Below are 16,498 nucleotides of genomic sequence, written 5' to 3'. Positions count from 1 at the left end.
TGTTTTATATCTAAGGTTATTGCTGGGCAAGCGCTTGCAGCTATCAAATCAAAAACAACCGCCTGAACAACGCTTTAACGGCCCGGCCACATCAACAGCTGCGCTGCAACCAGATAGATCGCTACAAGCGCCATGTCTGCAGCGTTTGGGTTGCACCAGCATTGGCCACCCAAAGGGCCTCGCACACACGCTCGACGCTTAATGCTGGCCTTGCCATAGTCACGATTGGCCTAATATCTAAAACTCCACGGGTGACATATATTCTTCGGGGATTGAATTATCACTTTAATAATATTAATTATGAATATTCAATTCTCTCACTGAAGCACCATATGTATGGTTTTCCACGTTAAATCATTAACTTTCTCAATAACTCGAAACCCTTGATATTCCAAAAAATCAAACCCCCCGAAAGAAATGAATGCGTGTGCAGATACAGGGTATCTGCGTGATTTTCTATTGCGTGCAGCTTTAGCTGCTTGACAAGCTGGGTGGCAAGCCCCAGTTTTCGATATTCAGGATCAACATATAAGCGCGTGATCTCAACAGGTTTTTTTCGGGCAACGAGAAATGTTTAAACCGGTGGTCATAGGCCCGATACCCGGCTGTCGCAACAGTAACGCCAGTGCGATTGCAAGCTAGTCACATGGCGCCTGCTGGCATTATGTAGTTCTCGTCAAAATTCTTTAATTCTGACAATAGGTATCACCTGCTAGTGGCTAACACCATTCAGCAAATCTTTGATTTGCGCTGGAGACGAGGCGCCAAGCCACAGGCAGTACATGCGTACGGTATGGTCAAGCAATGACTTATCCAGGGTGTGGTGTTAGCAGGCCTTAATTCAATAGTCAATTATATGAGTTACTCCATCGGCAAAACTACCAGCTTTCCTGAATGAATTAACACTTCAGGTCCACGACTGTGTCAATCATGTGATTTTCTCTAAAGAAATAAACAGCTCATGGAAAGATGCGATGGTTTCAACAATCAGCAGTCACTGATAAATTTCAAAAAACCTTATGCAATAAAAATTCAGGGCATCCAGATAATCCGCAGCAATTCAGCTCGTACCGAATATGGATTTCTGCACGGCGCAGTTTGTTTCAAAATCTTTGACAATCACTAGAAACTTTCAATTAAAAATCTCTTCGAGATTCAATTAAATATTTTGTATCCAAGAATATTCTTGCGTGCTTACAAGAATGTTCTTATTGAGTTTTTTGTGAATATATTTCATCATCCGCAACTCCTGTCGGAGCATAGATTTATTTCGAAGTTACTAATCCCGCAAACAAGCTAGTTCTGCGGATTACGCTCTAAGAATGGCTTTGATCGACAGATTAACTTTGGTGTCTTCAATTATTCGAAAGAGCGATATGTCATCTAAATTGCGCACTATATTGATCTGTATAGCGGGCGTCGGTCTTGGTGCCCAAGCTTATGCGGCCACCCCTCAGACCGGTGTGGTCAACATTACTGGCAAGGTCACTGAAACCAGTTGTGTACTTGGTACCTCTGCCACAACTGTCAGTGTGAATCTGCCTCCTGTCGACAAGGATTTGCTCTCTGCCGCGCAGAGCAGTGCCGGTCGTGGTGGCTTTTCCTTGAAGGTGACCGGCTGCGGCGATGGGGTGAAAGTCTCTGCTGGTTTCGTTCCAGACACCAACGTCGATGCCCATGGCAACCTGAAAAACCAAGCTGCTACCGATCCGGCTAGCAGCGTACAGGTGCAAGTGCTCGATAAAAACCACGATGTGATCAACATCAATACCGACGACGCCACCACGCAGTTGGCTCGTGCGGAAACTGTGAGCGGCACGACGCCGGCCAATCTGCAGTACTACGTGCAGTATTACTCGCAAACGGGTGGCGCTGGCGCCGGTGCTGTCGCAGCCACGGCGAACTTCCAACTGACCTACGAGTAATCCGCATAGCCCGGGGCGCAAGTCCCGGGTAGTCAAGAGAAACCAGCAATGTCCGCTTATTGGTTACGGGACGTGTTCTGCAGCGTACTGCTTTGCCTGTCCACCCTATCCGTCGCCCACGCCGGCGTATCGATCGATGGAACGCGAATCGTCTACCCCGCCAAGGAACGCGAAGTCACCATCAAACTCACCAACAAGGGATCAGACCCCGCTTTGATGCAGATCTGGGTTGATCGTGGTGATACCCAAAGCAAGCCGCAGGATGCAGACGCGCCCTTCCTGGCAACGCCACCCATCTTCAGGCTCGACCCGCTGAAAGGTCAGAGCGTGCGCCTGGCATTTACCGGCGAGAACCTGCCGCAGGATCGCGAGAGCCTGTTCTGGTTCAATGCGCTGGAGATCCCGCCGCTGCCGCAGGACTCCGCAGGCAACATGATGCAGATCGCTGTGCGGTCACGCCTGAAACTGTTCTACCGCCCCAGTGGCCTGTCGGGTGATCTGCACAAGGCTATCGCGCAGGTGGTCTGGCGGGTACAGCGTCAAGGCGATGGCGATGGCTATGTACTGCGTGGCGAAAATTCCAGCCCTTATCACCTGTCGTTCAGTGCGTTGTCACTGGATCAGGGTGGTCGTACCACGGATACCGGCGGCGGCATGATCGTGCCGTTTAGCAGCCAAGACTTCCCATTGCCGGGCTACAGCGGTGGGGTCGATGGAGGCAAGGTGCGTTTCCGCTGGATGAGCGACTTCGGTGCTGCCCCCGAGCAGTCCGCCAGTCTGCACTGAGCCTCAAGGAGCTGGGGTGCGTCTGCTCATTTGTATATTTCCCCGTTGGTGCATGTTCATCGATGCTCGCTTGTCGCTTCGTGACGCATTTCGGGCCGCTATCGTTAGTGTTGCTTTGACTGGGGGTATCAATCAGGTGCTCGCGCAAACGGGAGCCCAGCAGGCGTCCTTCAATCCAGCTTTTCTCCAGGGGCCAGCGAGCGACAGGGTGGATATCTCGCGTTTCGAACGTGGCAACCCGGTGACGCCAGGTAGCTATCAGCTGGATGTTTACGTGAATCAGAACGGGATCGGGCAGCAGGACGTCATCGTGCAGGATGCGCAGGATGGTCGGGCATCACGCTACTGCTTCAAGCACAATCAACTGGCAAGCCTGGGGCTGGATGTGGCGCGGGTGTCGGATGCTGCGGCGCTGGAAGTCGACTGTGTAGATATCACCCAGCAACTGCCGGGTGCCCAAGCCGAGCTGGATTTGGCCACCCTGCGTCTGGATCTAAGCATTCCGCAGGCGTTCCTCAAGCTCCCCCGCCGCGGTTATGTCGATCCACGCGAGTGGGATCGCGGTGTCACAGCCGGGTTTGTCGACTACAACGCCAACGCCTATCGCAACGATGGGCGCGGCCAGGAAAGTACCCAGCTCTACACCGGCCTCAATGTCGGACTGAACATCGGCAACTGGCGACTGCGCCATAACGGCAGCTACAGCCAAAGCAGTGGCAGCGGCCCAACGACCAGCCACTATGACGCGGTAAGCAGCTATGCGCAGCGGGACCTGACCGGCCTTAAGTCTCAGCTGACGCTGGGTGAGTACTACACGCCATCGGGCCTCTTCGACAGTGTGCCGTACACGGGCGTCCAACTGTCCTCGGATGATCGCATGCTGCCCGATTCGCAGCGCGGCTTCGCTCCAACCATTCACGGAACCGCCGAGAGTAACGCGCGGGTGACTGTACGCCAGGGCGGCACTGTGCTCTACGAAACCAGCGTGGCGCCCGGCCCCTTCGTCATCGACGATTTGTACAACACCGGCTACTCAGGCGACCTGAAAGTGACAGTGACCGAGGCCGATGGACGCGTACGCAGCTTCACCGTTCCCTTCGCTTCGGTGGCCCAGTTGCTGCGACCGGGCACTTCACGCTACAGCATCACCGCCGGCAAGTACCGCGATGACTGGCTCAAGAGCAAGCCACGCTTCGCCCAGGGCACTTACCAACGCGGCATCTCCAACAGGTGGACCGGCTACATCGGCGGCATCTTCGCAGACCAATACCTGGCGGTGCAGGGCGGTGTTGCGCTGAGTACATCGCTGGGAGCCTTCGCCTTTGATACCACCCACTCCAGAGCCTCGGGGCTGCAAGAGCGTGGTGGCTTAAACAGTTCGGCAAAAGGCCTGAGTTCTCGCCTCAGTTACAGCAAGTTGCTGGAGAGCACGCGAACTAACTTTGTGGTGTCGGCGTATCGGTTCTCCAGCGAGGGCTACCTGAGTTTTGGCGACTTTGCCCGAGCCCGCGATCCCAGCGCTGCGCCTGCACGTCGTCAGCGTAACCGCTTCCAGATGAACATCAATCAGCCCTTGGCCAAAGGCTACGGCAGCCTCTTTATTAGTGGTTCCTCGCAAAGCTACTGGCAGGCAGGCCAGTCCAGAGACACGAATTACCAGGCTGGCTACTCCAACAGTTATCGCTGGGGCAGCATGAGCTTGTCAGCCAGTCGCGTTGAGTCCAATCGCGGCAAAAAAATCACGCAGTACATGCTCATGCTGTCATTTCCGCTGGGCCGATCCAGCCGCGCCCCTTACCTGAGCAGCTCGAGCACCTATTCGGACAAGGGCGACTTGAATAACCAACTGAACGTTTCCGGCGTGCTCGGCGAATTCAACCAGTTCAACTACGGCGTCTATGGTTCGCGCTCACGCGCAGAAGGCGATACCAGCAACTCGGGCGGCGTTAATGTGCAATACCGCGCGGCCAGCAGCAATCTGTCTGGCAGCTACAGCCAGGGCGACGGCTATCGCCAGGTTGGCCTGGGGCTGTCGGGAAGTGTGGTGGCGCATCCTGAGGGCATCACCTTCAGTCAGAGCCAGGGCGAAACGCGTGCCATCGTCGAAGCAAAGAACGCCAAGGGCGCGCGGCTGCTCAACAACAACGGAGACCAATTGAGCGGTAGTGGCTACGGTGTAGTGGCCAGCCTGATGCCGTACCGGCAAAACGAAGTGGCGCTCGACCCCAAGGGCATCGCCGACGACGTCGAGCTGCAACTTACTTCGCAGAGCATCGCCCCGCGTTATGGCGCAGTGGTGATGCTGAACTACCCCACCGTGACGGGCGAGCCCGTGTTGCTGACTCTGCACAACGAGCAGCGCCAAGCGCTGCCGATGGGCGCTGAGGTGCTCGATGCACAGGGCAACAGCTTGACGCTAGTGGGGCAAGGCAGTCGAGTGTTCTTCCGCGCCACCGAGCCACAGGGCCAACTGACCGTGCGTTGGGGGCAAGGCAGTGATCGCCAGTGCCTGGTGCATTACAGCTTGCCGTCGCTGGAGCACAAGCGCGAGTCGCCCTTCATCAAGGCGCAGGCGCTGTGCAGCAAACCATCCGGTGCGTCCCAGCCGCGCTCAGTTCACGAGGAGTCATCATGAGAATTTTTCTTCTACTCATTGCCCTATTGTGGGGGTCTTCAGCGCTGGCGGCGGAGGGGTGTACTTTCCGACCGGGCAGTCAAAACGTGCGGGCAACGGTGGCCCTGCCGTCAACCTTGAGCATCCCGCGTAACGCCCTCAACGGCACCGCGCTGTGGGACAGTGGCTGGAAGAGATTTTCTGACACCACCATCGACTGTGACGTTCGTGGTTGGGTGACAGGCACCCATGCTGGCGGTATTGGAGCGGAAGTTCCTGGGCTTGCAAACAACAACGGCTTGCCCTATGTGTTCGGCACCAATGTGCCGGGCATCGGTGTTTCGGTGTTCTGGTGCAACCAGATGAGTTGCAACCCCAACCCAACCCGAATTACCCCGCTGCCTAGTCTGAACTGGCCGGTGGACGCGCCAACGATATACCCGTTGAGTACCAACTGGCGAGTGCTCCTGATCAAGACCGATGACATCGATGTTTCTGCGGGAGTGGTCACTATTGGAGGCTCTTCCGAAGTGCGCTACAACAATTTGGTTGTAACGAAGCTCTCCATCACCAGTAGCTCGCAAATCACCGGCCTCGGTTGTGAGATGAATGCCGACAGCCGCTCTATCGACGTGCGCCTGCCGACGATTGCCAAGACTGATTTTGATGCCCCCATCCCACGGTCCAACGACAAGGCGAAAACCTTCAATATCAACCTGCTCTGCGACAGTGGTGTGAAGGTCAGCTACCAGGTTGACGGCACGCAGACCTCCGATGGCAGTAACGTTCTAGCCAATAGCAGTGGCGAGGGCATGGCAAGCGGGGTGGGTGTCATGCTTTTCGAGGGCGATCTGAGCAGCACCACCCAACTGCAGCTGGGCTCGAAAGTGGTCCATGGCAAGAAGACATCTCCCGGCTCCACACGGGTCAAGATTCCGTTGACGGCACGTTATTTCCGTACTGCGGCAAGCCCTTCTGCAATGGGCTCGGGCCTTGTGTCGACCACAGCATTCTTCACCCTGTTCTACGAGTGAATTTTTCTGTCGGGGCCATGCGGTGAGTATTTGCCTCAAGTCCGCAAGACCACCACCGATTTGCTGCTAAACCCGCCAGCGATTTGCATTCAATACCGCCTCGTTTAGTGTAATGAAGCTGCGCAGAACTTATCTGGCATGTCAAAGCTAATAGCGGCGCAATGCCGCAATAGGCCCGTTGCTTTCATTCGTGATTCACCAGCAGGGGGTCTGCTGTGCAGTGTGGATTCAACCGATCGATGCAACACACTCGTTGAACACTTCAGCCGGTGTCTTGTACCCCAAGGTTTTCCTCGGGCGTTCATTTAATTTTCTGGCAATTGCATCCAACTCGTCTTGCGAGTAACCAGAGATATCGATGCCCTTGGGCAGGTACTGCCGCAGCAACCCGTTGGTGTTCTCGTTCGTCCCTCGCTGCCATGGATTGTGCGGATCGCAGAAGTAGGCCTGGATATCGGTAGCCACGGTGAATCGCTTATGCCCTGCCATTTCCGATCCGCGATCCCAAGTTAATGAGCGATACAGCTCTTTCGGCAATGTCTGTGCATGTCTGGCCAGCGCTGCGACAACAGTGTGTGAGTCCTTGTCTACCACTTTAACCAGCATCACATAGCGCGTGTGCCGCTCTACCAGCGTTGCGATCTGGCTGTAAGCATCGCCAAACAACAGATCGCCTTCCCAATGACCTGGCACTGCCCGATCTTCGATGCATGCTGGGCGCTCGCTGATCGTTACTGCATCAACGATTCGGCCGTGAGTGGGCGTCTTCTGGGTGTAGTGGCGTGGGCGGCGCATCCCTCGGGTGCGGCGCAGATGTGCCAGAAGCTCCTTCTTCAAGGCTCCACGTGTTTGGACGAATAGCGTGCGGTAAATGGCTTCGTGCGACACCTGTAAATCCTTGTCGTCCGGATAGGTCCGTGTGAGCCATCCCGCTATTTGCTCGGGTGACCACAGGCTCTGCAATTTAACTGACACGATCTCAGCCAGTGCAAGATTGTTGTCTAGCTTGCACATCTTTGGGCGGCAGGCTCTTTGCCAAGCGGCCTCGTCCGCCTTCGCTGCGCGGTAGCAAGCCCTACCACCATTGCGCTGAAGTTCACGACTGACGGTGGATGCCGATCGTTTCAAGCGTTTGGCTATGCAGCGTATCGATTCACCCGCAGCCAATGCTCTGGAGATTTCTTCTCGCTCGGCAATCGACAAAGCCAAGCGAGAACGATGCCTCTGCGGCGGCCTAATGCCGCCTGTTGCACTCAGTATGGTGTGAATGGAGGTGTGTGGGCGATCAAACAACTTGCCGATCTCATGCAAGGTATCGCCAGCTTTCCAGCGATCCCACATCAATGCCTTCTGGGCTGCTGAGTAGTAAATCCGCGGTCTTCGCTTCATGCAAACACTCCTTGCGCCAGAGGCGATCATTGTGTTGCATTGACCAGTTGAATCCACAGTTGTTATTGCTTCGGATGCACACACTACCCACGATAAGGCACACGCTTCTGGAGCCCTTATCAGACAACATCACAACGCAACGCTTTCCGCAATATCGAGCTTTGGTCACAAGATTGTTGCAATTCCTAGTGGTGAAGTGACGTTCTAATTTTTCAGGAATTGATAAACACGCAATGTGTCATGTGCCACCGCTGCTTTCGGCCAGGAGCAACGATTTAAAAGCTGCCGTATTTCAAATGAATCAGGGGGTAAGGACGACCTTGTCCATCAAGCGCTGAACACCCCGTGCGCTTAAAACCCATTTTTTCGTAGAAGTCTGATGCTTGCAAATTCTGTTCATTAACGTCGGTTGTCATGCTGGGGTGAAGTGCAAGACCGTGCCGTACCAGCATGGCACCAATACCCATTCCCCGGTATGCAGAATCCACGAACAAGGCATCCATATGCCCGTTATCTATGAACATGAACGCCAATGGGTAATCGTTGGCATCCACAGCTAGCCAAAGCGGGACTTGGGGTAGAAAGTCGCACACCATCGCATCAATAGCTTGCCGGTCCTCTGGGGTCAGAAAGTGATGCGTGGCATCAATCGCATGGCGCCAAATTTCAATAGCACGTTCACCATCGTCAGGGCGGGAAATTCGAATGGATGTCATTTTCTGATTAGAACACCTCCAGTTAACTGGTAAGCAAGGCTGCCCTGTTGATCAATTAGTGGACAGCACTGCATTCACTTCTTCAATGAGAAGGTAATTGGAACTAGATACCACCGAGGTTTTGCTTCACCTTTTCGGACCGTTTTCATCTTAGATACTGCTTCAAGCGCAGCTTGATCCAAGAGAGCGTATCCACTGGACTTCTTCACTGATGCCTTAGAGAAGGCTCCATCTGAGCCCACCAAAACTCGGATGATTACCCGCCCTTCTTGACCAAGCCAGCGCGCTTCAACCGGATAGTCTGGCTTAGCACCTAAAGCGAGTAAAAGTTCCTTTTTAGTTATCTGGCATTGACTCTCGCATGAAGCAGATGCTGGCTCTCCAGAAGTAGCACAAGCTGAGACCAAAGATGTCATAACGACGGCGAAGAGGAGGCGCAATATGGGTGGCATGGCAAATCAGTCAGAACGATACTTATTTTCATTCTCATCTAATTTGAATTGCTCATGCCAAGAATTCACGTCTAGCTTGGCTGTGTTTTGGCGCTCTGTTTTCATCAAACTGATGTGACGGCAGTCTTCTCTGATAGCACCATCGCTGACGGTCTCCTCTGCGTCGATTTGCGACATTGCGCCACTACTAGTTTGAGCGGGTAGAGAAGCTCTGCGTGGCTTCATGACACTCAAAGTGGCGGTATTGCATGCAAAACGCTGGCAAGTTTGGCCAGCGAGTCGGTGGCGGTTTTTTTGTGCGAGCGCCTGAACGATTTGCTGCGAATCATCTCTGTGACTGATCGCGCATCAAAAGACATACATACTCTGCGCTTTAAAGCTACGCCGAAGCGTGCACTGCACTGCAAATTGGGTGCGACGATTTGTCTGTGAGGTGACGTAGCTTTAGGCGTAAGTTCTGTGTTCACTTCGTGAGCACCTCAATATCTGCAACGACTTAAGCAAATAAATCAGTGACTCACGAAAACAAACGCCAACTGAAAATCGTCATCGCCCCGGACTCCTATAAAGAAAGCCTGTCTGCACTCGAAGTGGCTACGCAGATTGAGCTGGGTTTCAAGGAAATTTTTCCAGATGCCGACTACGTCAAAGTACCCATGGCCGATGGCGGCGAAGGCACTGTGCAGGCCATGATTGAGGCCACGCAAGGCCGCCGCGTGGATGTGGATGTGACGGACCCGCTGGGCCAGACCATTCGCAGCTTCTTTGCCCTGACAGGTGATGGCGGCATCGCCATGATTGAAATGGCGGCCGCCAGCGGTCTGGCACTGGTGCCCCCGGCGCAGCGCAATCCCGAGGTAACCACCAGCTACGGCACCGGCGAGCTGATCACCGCCGCCATGAATGCCGGCGCACGCCACCTCATTTTGGGCATTGGTGGCAGCGCCACCAATGACGGCGGCGCAGGCATGCTGCAAGCGCTGGGCGTCAGGCTGCTGGACAAGGCGGGCCTGAGCATTGGCCCCGGTGGCGCCCCACTGGCGCTGCTGGCCAGCATTGATGCCTCAGCCATGGATGCACGCCTGCTGGAATGCACCATTGAAGTGGCTTGCGACGTAGACAACCCCTTGACCGGCGAGCGCGGTGCATCAGCCATTTTTGGGCCACAAAAAGGTGCCACCCCAGCCATGGTGCAAACGCTGGATGCCAACCTGCAGCACTTTGCACAAGTCATCTTGCGGGATGTGGGTGTGGATGTGGCCGACGTAGCCGGTGCTGGTGCTGCAGGTGGCATGGGCGCTGCCATGCTGGCGTTCTTGAAAGGACAGTTGCGCCCCGGCTGCGAGATCATTGCCAAAGCGGTTGGTCTGGATGCCGCGGTGCACAACGCTGATCTGGTGATCACCGGCGAGGGCCGCATTGACCAGCAAACCATCTTTGGCAAAACACCATTTGGTGTGGCCACTGTGGCACGCAAGCACGGTGTGCCCGTGATTGGTATTGCGGGCAGTCTGGGCACCAACGCCCAGGTGGTGCATGCGCATGGCATTGATGCCATCTTCAGCGTACTGAGCCGCCCTTGCTCTATCCAGGAAGCTGTAGCAGAAGCCGAGCACAACGTGCGCTGTGCAGCACGCAACATTGCAGCCTTGCTGGCCATGGGGCAACGCAGCGTCAAGGCATAACGCGCATGAGGCAAAAGTGGTGGGGGCGCTTTGGGGATTGCCAGTAAAGAGCTGGCATCAGCCTTGAAGCAACCCTGTGCCTGCGCGATAGAGCGATAGAGCGATAGAGCGATAGAGCGACAGAGCGATAGAGCGACAGAGCGATAAGGCGATGGCATATATCCCCAAGGCGTTCATCGCTACACACAATGAACGCAGCAAGCGCGCTAAGAATCGCCAGAAAACAGGCTGTTTTGCTTGACTGCTCAGTTTAAAAGAGCTATCAGCGCTTACTGAGTGATGTTTTCAGATACTTTTATATCTGAAAACGTTACTACATAAGCGCAAGCAGCTATCTTATAAATAGCTCATGATTGCGAGTTCTTGAAAAAACCATTTTTCGCAACCTGAACAAGCCGCTTGAATCGAGCCGTTTGAATCATGCAGCTTGTGCACAACGCATAACGGGCATCTAGAACATCAAGGGCCTGTATCGCCGCCCGCCCTTGGCAACGTAAAGATTCGCAGCGCAAAGATTCACATTACCAAAAACTCGCTTCACTGCCCCAGCGGCATCTCCGAGCGTTTCAGCGTGCGCAGCACAAACATGGACTGGCTGTGTTGAATGCCTTTGATCTTGTAGAGCTTCTCGCGCAGCAGCCGCTCATAGTCGCGCGTGTCTTTGACCATGACGCGCAGCAAATAATCATAAGTGCCTGAGACCAGGTGCGCCTCCACCACTTCGGGAATGGTGGCCAGTTGCTCGCCAAATTTTTCCAGCGTGTTGTCGCTGTGGCTGTTGAGCGTCACCATGAGCAGCACCGTATCGCTCAGCCCCAGCGCCTGGGGGTTCAGACGCACGGTGTAGCCCTCGATCACCCCCTCGTCTTCCATCCGCTTGATGCGCGTCCAGCAGGGTGAAGGGCTCAAGCCCACCGCCTGCCCAATCTCTTGCAGGCTGGCGCGCGCATTGCGCTGCAATTCATAAAGAATTTTTCGATCAATTTTGTCCATGCAGTAAATTTTGCTGCATTTTTAGTTATTTCTTTTATTTTTTCTGTAGCAGCGCAGTTTTCAAGAAAATGCAGCATCATTTTCTGTAGCAATGTACGCACACTACAAGGTATGGAAGCAGCGCCCACCGGCGATGTTCAACGCCATTTCATCGCTACAGCAATTTACCGTTTGCCCGCTGCCATGTGACCTTAGCACCCAGTGCTTGACGTAAAAAGGCCGATTTGCACACCCGCGCAAATCGGCCTTTTTATTTTGCAGGGCGCGCTGCAGCATGCAGCGTCTGCCAGCACCGCATTACTGCAGCGGCACTTCCTGCCCGCCCAGCACTTTCCACAAAGTGGTGCGGTTGGTTTGCTCTGCCAGGCGCAGCGTGATCAGTGTTTGCTGTGCGGCATACAGGCTGCGCTGGGCATCCAGCACGGTCAGGTAGTTGTCAACACCGGCCTGAAACCGTGCTTCAGACAAGTCAAACGCCTTTTGCGTGGCCTGCACCATGCCCGTCTGGGCACCCAGCCGCTCTCCCCACTGCGCACGGTCTGCCAGCGCATCGGCCACTTCCTTGAAAGCGGTCTGCACGGTTTTTTCGTACTGCGCCACTGCAATACGCTGGTTTGCGTTGGCCACGTCGACGCCTGCACGCAAGCGCCCGCCATCAAAAATAGGCAGCCTGATTTGCGGCATAAAGCTCCACGTGCCATTGCCGCTGCCAAACAGGGTATCGAGCTCGCGGCTGCCAGAGCCCACACTGCCCGTGAGCGAGATGGTGGGGAACATGGCCGCGCGCGCAGCGCCAATGTTGGCGTTCATGGCGCGCAGGTTGTGCTCTGCCGCCTGCACATCGGGGCGCTTGAGCAATACGCTGGACGGCAATTGCTCTGGCACCGGCAGCAAGGCCAGGTTGTTGTCATCTGACACGGCCAATGTCTGTGCAGTGGGCAGTAAATCAGCGGCCACTACACCGCCCACCAGCAGTTGCAGCGCATTGCGATCTCGCGCCACCTGCGAGGTAAAGGCGGCCACATCGGCGCGCGCAGTCTCTACCGTAGAAAGGTTTTGCGCCAGCACCAACCCAGAGGTAGAGCCAATCTCAAACATGCGTTTGGTCAGTGCATAGGCTTTCTCGCGGCTGGCCAAAGTGTCTTTGGCCAGTTGCAGGCGTGCCATGTCGCCCGCCAAGCTCAGCCAGGCGTTGCTGACATCAGCTACCAGGCCAATTTGAACGTTGCGCTGGTTTTCTTCAGACTGCAAAAAAGCCTGTAATCCAGCTTCGCTCAAATTGCGCACTCGCCCCCAGAAATCAATTTCGTAGCTGGTAAAACCCAGCTGCGCCGTAAATTGCTCGCTGATGCTGGACTGCCCATTACTGTTGAGATCTGCACTGGTACGGCTGCGCGTGCCCTGCCCTTGCGCCGTAATGCTGGGCAATAAATCAGCCCGTGTGATGCCGTACTGGGCACGTGCTTTTTCGATGTTTTCTACGACAATGCGCAGGTCGCGGTTGTGCGTCAGCGCCAGTGCCACCACTTCGCGCAACTGGCTGCTCTGAATCCAGGCCTGCGCCTGGGCATAGCTCAGCGCTGGCGCATTCGCTACAGCAGGCGTGCCCGCCTGTGCCGACACGGCATCCGGCACGCTCAGTGCAGGTTGTACAAACTTTGGTGCCAAGTTACAGCCAGACAGTGCAACTGCAGCCATCGCTGCGGCCACCACAGGCCGCAAGGTCAAATACGTCTTCATGCGACAGGTTCCTGTGGGTTGGTGGGTGCGTCTTCAATGCGCGATCGGCTCTTGAACCAGCTGCGCACCAGCAAGAAGAAGACAGGCACCAGGAACAGGCCCAGCACGGTTGAGGCCACCGTCCCCCCCAGTACCGCGGTACCAATGGCGTTGCGCCCACCTGCACCAGCGCCCGAGCCAATGGCCAGAGGCACCACGCCAAAACCGAAGGCCAGCGACGTCATCAAAATGGGACGCAAGCGCATGCGCACAGCCTCTACGGTGGCATCAAACAGGTTCTTGCCCTGCTCTTGCAGCTGCACCGCAAACTCCACAATCAAGATGGCATTTTTGGAGGCCAGGCCCACTGTTGTCAGCAGCCCGACCTGAAAGTACACGTCGTTGGTCAAGCCGCGGGTGTAAGTGGCCAGCAGCGCGCCCACCACCCCCAGTGGCACCGCCAGCATGACTGACAGCGGCACCGTCCAGCTTTCATACAGGGCTGCCAGACACAAGAACACGAACAAGATGGAGATGGCATACAGCAGTGGTGCCTGCGCGCCAGACTGGCGCTCTTGCAGGGAAGCCCCGGTCCATTCATAGCCAATGCCGTTGGGCATGGTCTTGAGTATGTCTTCGACCACTTTCATCGACACGCCCGAGCTGACACCCGGTGCGGCACTTCCCTCAAGTTCATAGGCCGGCGCACCGTTGTAGCGCATGAGCTGGGGCGAGCCATAGGCCCAATACGTGCTGGAGAACGCGCTGAAAGGCACCATCTCTCCGTTCTTGTTGCGTACGCTCCATTTGGCAATGTCTTGCGGCAGCATGCGGTATTGCGCGTCACCCTGGATGTACACACGCTTGACGCGGCCATTGTTCAAAAAGTCATTCACATAGGTGCCGCCCATGGCGCTGGAGAGCACGCTGTTGATGTCGCTGTACGACAGATTCAAGGCCGCCGCTTTGCGGTCATCAATATCTAGCCGCAGCTCGGTGGCGTCATCCAGATTGGTGGAGCGCACGCGCGTTAGCTCCGGGTGCTTGCGCGACTCGGCAATGAACAGGTTTTTGGCATCCAGCAAGGCTGTGTGCCCCAGTCCATTGATGTCTTTCAAAACAAAATTAAAGCCAGAGTTAGACCCCAGCCCCCGCACGGCAGGCGGCAGCAGCACAAAGATGCGGGCATCACGAATGGCGGCCAGATCCTCGGTCGCGCGGTGTGCAATCGCTGCAGCGGATTGCGAACTCAAAGGACGATCATCCCAAGGTTTGAGGCGCACAAAACCACGGGCTGAACTTTGGTCACCGCTCAGGCCCGAGACCTGGTTAAAGCTGATCACATCGGGCTGCTGTGCAAAGTACTCACGCACCTGATCGAGTACCTCTTGCAAGCGTGCATCGGCAGCGCCAGCAGGCAAATTGACGCTCACGCTGACAAAGCCCTGGTCTTCATCAGGCAGAAAAGATGTGGGTAGGCGGCTCATCAGCAGCCATACAGCAGCCAGAACCACCAGGAAAATCAGCATCATGCGCTTGGCGCGTTGCAGGCTCCATGCCACCGTGCGCTGATAACGCGCTGCGGTAGCGTCAAAGTGGTGGTTGAACCAGCGAAAGAACCTGTCATTCCAGCCCAGCAAGCCACGGCGAATGTGCTTTTCATTGCCATGCTGTGATGGGGGCTTCAAGATGGTGGCGCACAGCGCGGGCGTCAGAGTCAGCGCAACGAATACCGAGAAAGCCATGGCCGCCACGATCGTGATGGAGAACTGGCGATAAATCACACCCGTGGATCCACCAAAAAAAGCCATGGGCACAAACACTGCCGACAGCGTGACACCAATGCCAATCAGCGCTGAGGTGATTTCTTTCATCGACTGCTTGGTCGCTTCTTTGGCAGACAGACCCGTCTCGTGCATGACGCGCTCAACGTTCTCCACCACCACAATCGCATCGTCCACCAGCAAGCCAATGGCCAGCACCATGGCAAACATCGTCAAGGTGTTGATGGAATAACCCGCTACCGACAGCACGCCCAAGGTACCCAGCAGCACAACAGGCACGGCAATCGCCGGAATCAGCGTGGCCCGGAAGTTCTGCAGGAAGATGAACATCACGATCACCACCAGCAGCATGGCCTCTGCCAGCGCCTTCACCACTTCATAGATGGAGGCACGCACAAAAGGCGTGGAGTCTGAGCTGACGAAATAATCGATCTCATTGGGAAAGAAAGGCTTGAGCTCGGCCAGCTTTGCGTTCACCGCGTCTGACACCTGCATGGCGTTGGCACCATCGGCCAGCACAATACCCAAACCGGCACCGACCATACCGTTGAGCTTGGCCTTGACGGTCAGGCCATCGGCCCCCAGCTCTACGCGCGCCACATCTTTCATGGTGACCACGGAGCCATCCGGTGCCGCTTTGAGCACAATGTTTTCAAACTGCTCTACCGTCTGCAGCTTGGTGCGCGCCGTAATGGTTGCGTTGAGCTGCTGGCCTGGCACCGCAGGCAAAGCCCCCAGCTGACCGGCTGAGACCTGCGCGTTCTGGGCATTCAGCGCACTGATCAGGTCCGAAGGCATCAATGCATACTTTTGCATCAAGGCCGGGTCCATCCACATGCGCATTGCGTAGTTGGTACCAAAGACGTTGATATCGCCCACACCGTCGATGCGGCCAATCACATCCACCAGGTTGGAGTTCAGGTAGTCACCAATGTCCACCTGGTCCATGGAAGGATCGGTGGAGTAAAAGCTATAGGTAACCAGAAAATCCTGCCCGCCCTTGTTGACAAACACGCCGCGGCTTTTCACGGCATCTGGCAGGCGGTTCATGGCTGCCTGCAGCTTGTTTTGCACCTGCACCTGGGCCACGTCAATGTCGGTGCCCGGGGCAAAGGTCAGCGTGGTACGCGCACGGCCTGAGGCATCAGACGTGGAGCTCATATAGAGCATGTTGTCGATACCTTTGAGCTGCTGCTCAATGATCTGGGTGACCGAGTTTTCGACCGTCTCTGCCGAGGCCCCGGTGTACTGCGCGCCGATCGTCACGCGCGGCGGAGCAATGTCGGGGTACTGCTCCAGCGGCAGCGTAAAGATGGACAACGCCCCCGCCAGCATGATGACGATGGCAATGACCCACGCAAAAATGGGCCGGTTGATAAAAAACTGCGCCATGAACTGCGA

General features: G+C 55.7%; 13 protein-coding genes. 5 read left to right on the top strand and 8 right to left on the bottom strand.

Annotated elements, in window-relative coordinates:
* Positions 1-349 precede the first annotated feature (349 nt).
* Positions 350-541 carry a GNAT family N-acetyltransferase gene (locus H9646_RS18705; RefSeq protein ID WP_191721791.1) on the bottom strand — a complete coding sequence of 64 codons (192 nt, stop codon included), beginning with the start codon at positions 539-541 and terminating at the stop codon, positions 350-352.
* Between the two features lie 835 nt (positions 542-1,376).
* Here H9646_RS18705 and H9646_RS02015 point away from each other — a divergent pair.
* Genes H9646_RS02015 through H9646_RS02000 form a run of 4 tightly spaced genes read left to right on the top strand, consistent with a single transcriptional unit; the run spans position 1,377 to position 6,359 of the window.
* Positions 1,377-1,925 (top strand): fimbrial protein, encoded by a 549-nt coding sequence (locus tag H9646_RS02015; RefSeq protein ID WP_191721647.1) that lies wholly within the window; start codon positions 1,377-1,379, stop codon positions 1,923-1,925.
* Between the two features lie 48 nt (positions 1,926-1,973).
* Positions 1,974-2,711 (top strand): fimbrial biogenesis chaperone, encoded by a 738-nt coding sequence (locus H9646_RS02010; RefSeq protein ID WP_191721646.1) that lies wholly within the window; start codon positions 1,974-1,976, stop codon positions 2,709-2,711.
* A gap of 52 nt (positions 2,712-2,763) precedes the next feature.
* Entirely contained in the window at positions 2,764-5,346 is a 2,583-nt protein-coding gene (locus tag H9646_RS02005) for a fimbria/pilus outer membrane usher protein (protein WP_225213918.1), read from the top strand.
* Positions 5,343-6,359 (top strand): fimbrial protein, encoded by a 1,017-nt coding sequence (locus H9646_RS02000; RefSeq protein WP_191721645.1) that lies wholly within the window; start codon positions 5,343-5,345, stop codon positions 6,357-6,359. The genes H9646_RS02005 and H9646_RS02000 overlap by 4 nt, the downstream gene beginning before the upstream one ends.
* A 228-nt stretch (positions 6,360-6,587) precedes the next feature.
* On the opposite strand, the gene H9646_RS01995 is transcribed toward H9646_RS02000, so the two are convergent.
* The 4 genes from H9646_RS01995 to H9646_RS01980 all read right to left on the bottom strand — a co-directional run bounded on the left by H9646_RS01995 (position 6,588) and on the right by H9646_RS01980 (position 9,093).
* Entirely contained in the window at positions 6,588-7,748 is a 1,161-nt protein-coding gene (locus H9646_RS01995) for an IS30 family transposase (RefSeq protein WP_191721644.1), read from the bottom strand.
* Between the two features lie 275 nt (positions 7,749-8,023).
* The gene (locus H9646_RS01990) at positions 8,024-8,464 is read right to left on the bottom strand and encodes an acetyltransferase (protein ID WP_191721643.1); all 441 of its coding nucleotides are present in this window, start codon (positions 8,462-8,464) and stop codon (positions 8,024-8,026) included.
* Positions 8,465-8,538: 74 nt separating this feature from the next.
* A complete protein-coding gene (locus H9646_RS01985; RefSeq protein WP_191721642.1) occupies positions 8,539-8,880 on the bottom strand; it encodes an energy transducer TonB in 342 nt (113 codons plus the stop codon).
* 42 nt (positions 8,881-8,922) lie between these two features.
* Positions 8,923-9,093, bottom strand: a complete 171-nt coding sequence (locus tag H9646_RS01980) for a hypothetical protein (protein WP_191721641.1) — start codon at positions 9,091-9,093, stop codon at positions 8,923-8,925.
* 359 nt (positions 9,094-9,452) lie between these two features.
* On the opposite strand from H9646_RS01980, the gene H9646_RS01975 reads away from it, so the two are divergent.
* The gene (locus H9646_RS01975; protein WP_191721789.1) at positions 9,453-10,601 is read left to right on the top strand and encodes a glycerate kinase; all 1,149 of its coding nucleotides are present in this window, start codon (positions 9,453-9,455) and stop codon (positions 10,599-10,601) included.
* A 537-nt stretch (positions 10,602-11,138) separates the two neighbouring features.
* Here H9646_RS01975 and H9646_RS01970 read toward each other — a convergent pair.
* From H9646_RS01970 to H9646_RS01960, 3 genes are all read right to left on the bottom strand, one after another.
* On the bottom strand, positions 11,139-11,594 hold the full coding sequence (locus H9646_RS01970) for an Lrp/AsnC family transcriptional regulator (RefSeq protein WP_191721640.1): 456 nt from the start codon (positions 11,592-11,594) through the stop codon (positions 11,139-11,141).
* Between the two features lie 297 nt (positions 11,595-11,891).
* Positions 11,892-13,334 (bottom strand): efflux transporter outer membrane subunit, encoded by a 1,443-nt coding sequence (locus H9646_RS01965; protein WP_191721639.1) that lies wholly within the window; start codon positions 13,332-13,334, stop codon positions 11,892-11,894.
* Positions 13,331-16,489, bottom strand: coding sequence for an efflux RND transporter permease subunit (locus H9646_RS01960; protein WP_191721638.1), 3,159 nt, complete (start codon positions 16,487-16,489; stop codon positions 13,331-13,333). The genes H9646_RS01965 and H9646_RS01960 overlap by 4 nt, the downstream gene beginning before the upstream one ends.
* Between the last annotated feature and the right edge of the window lie 9 nt (positions 16,490-16,498).

Source organism: Comamonas avium (genome assembly GCF_014836675.1).
In the GTDB taxonomy this organism is placed as follows: Bacteria; Pseudomonadota; Gammaproteobacteria; order Burkholderiales; family Burkholderiaceae_C; genus Comamonas; species Comamonas avium.
This window is presented reverse-complemented; position numbering and strand designations above follow the sequence as displayed.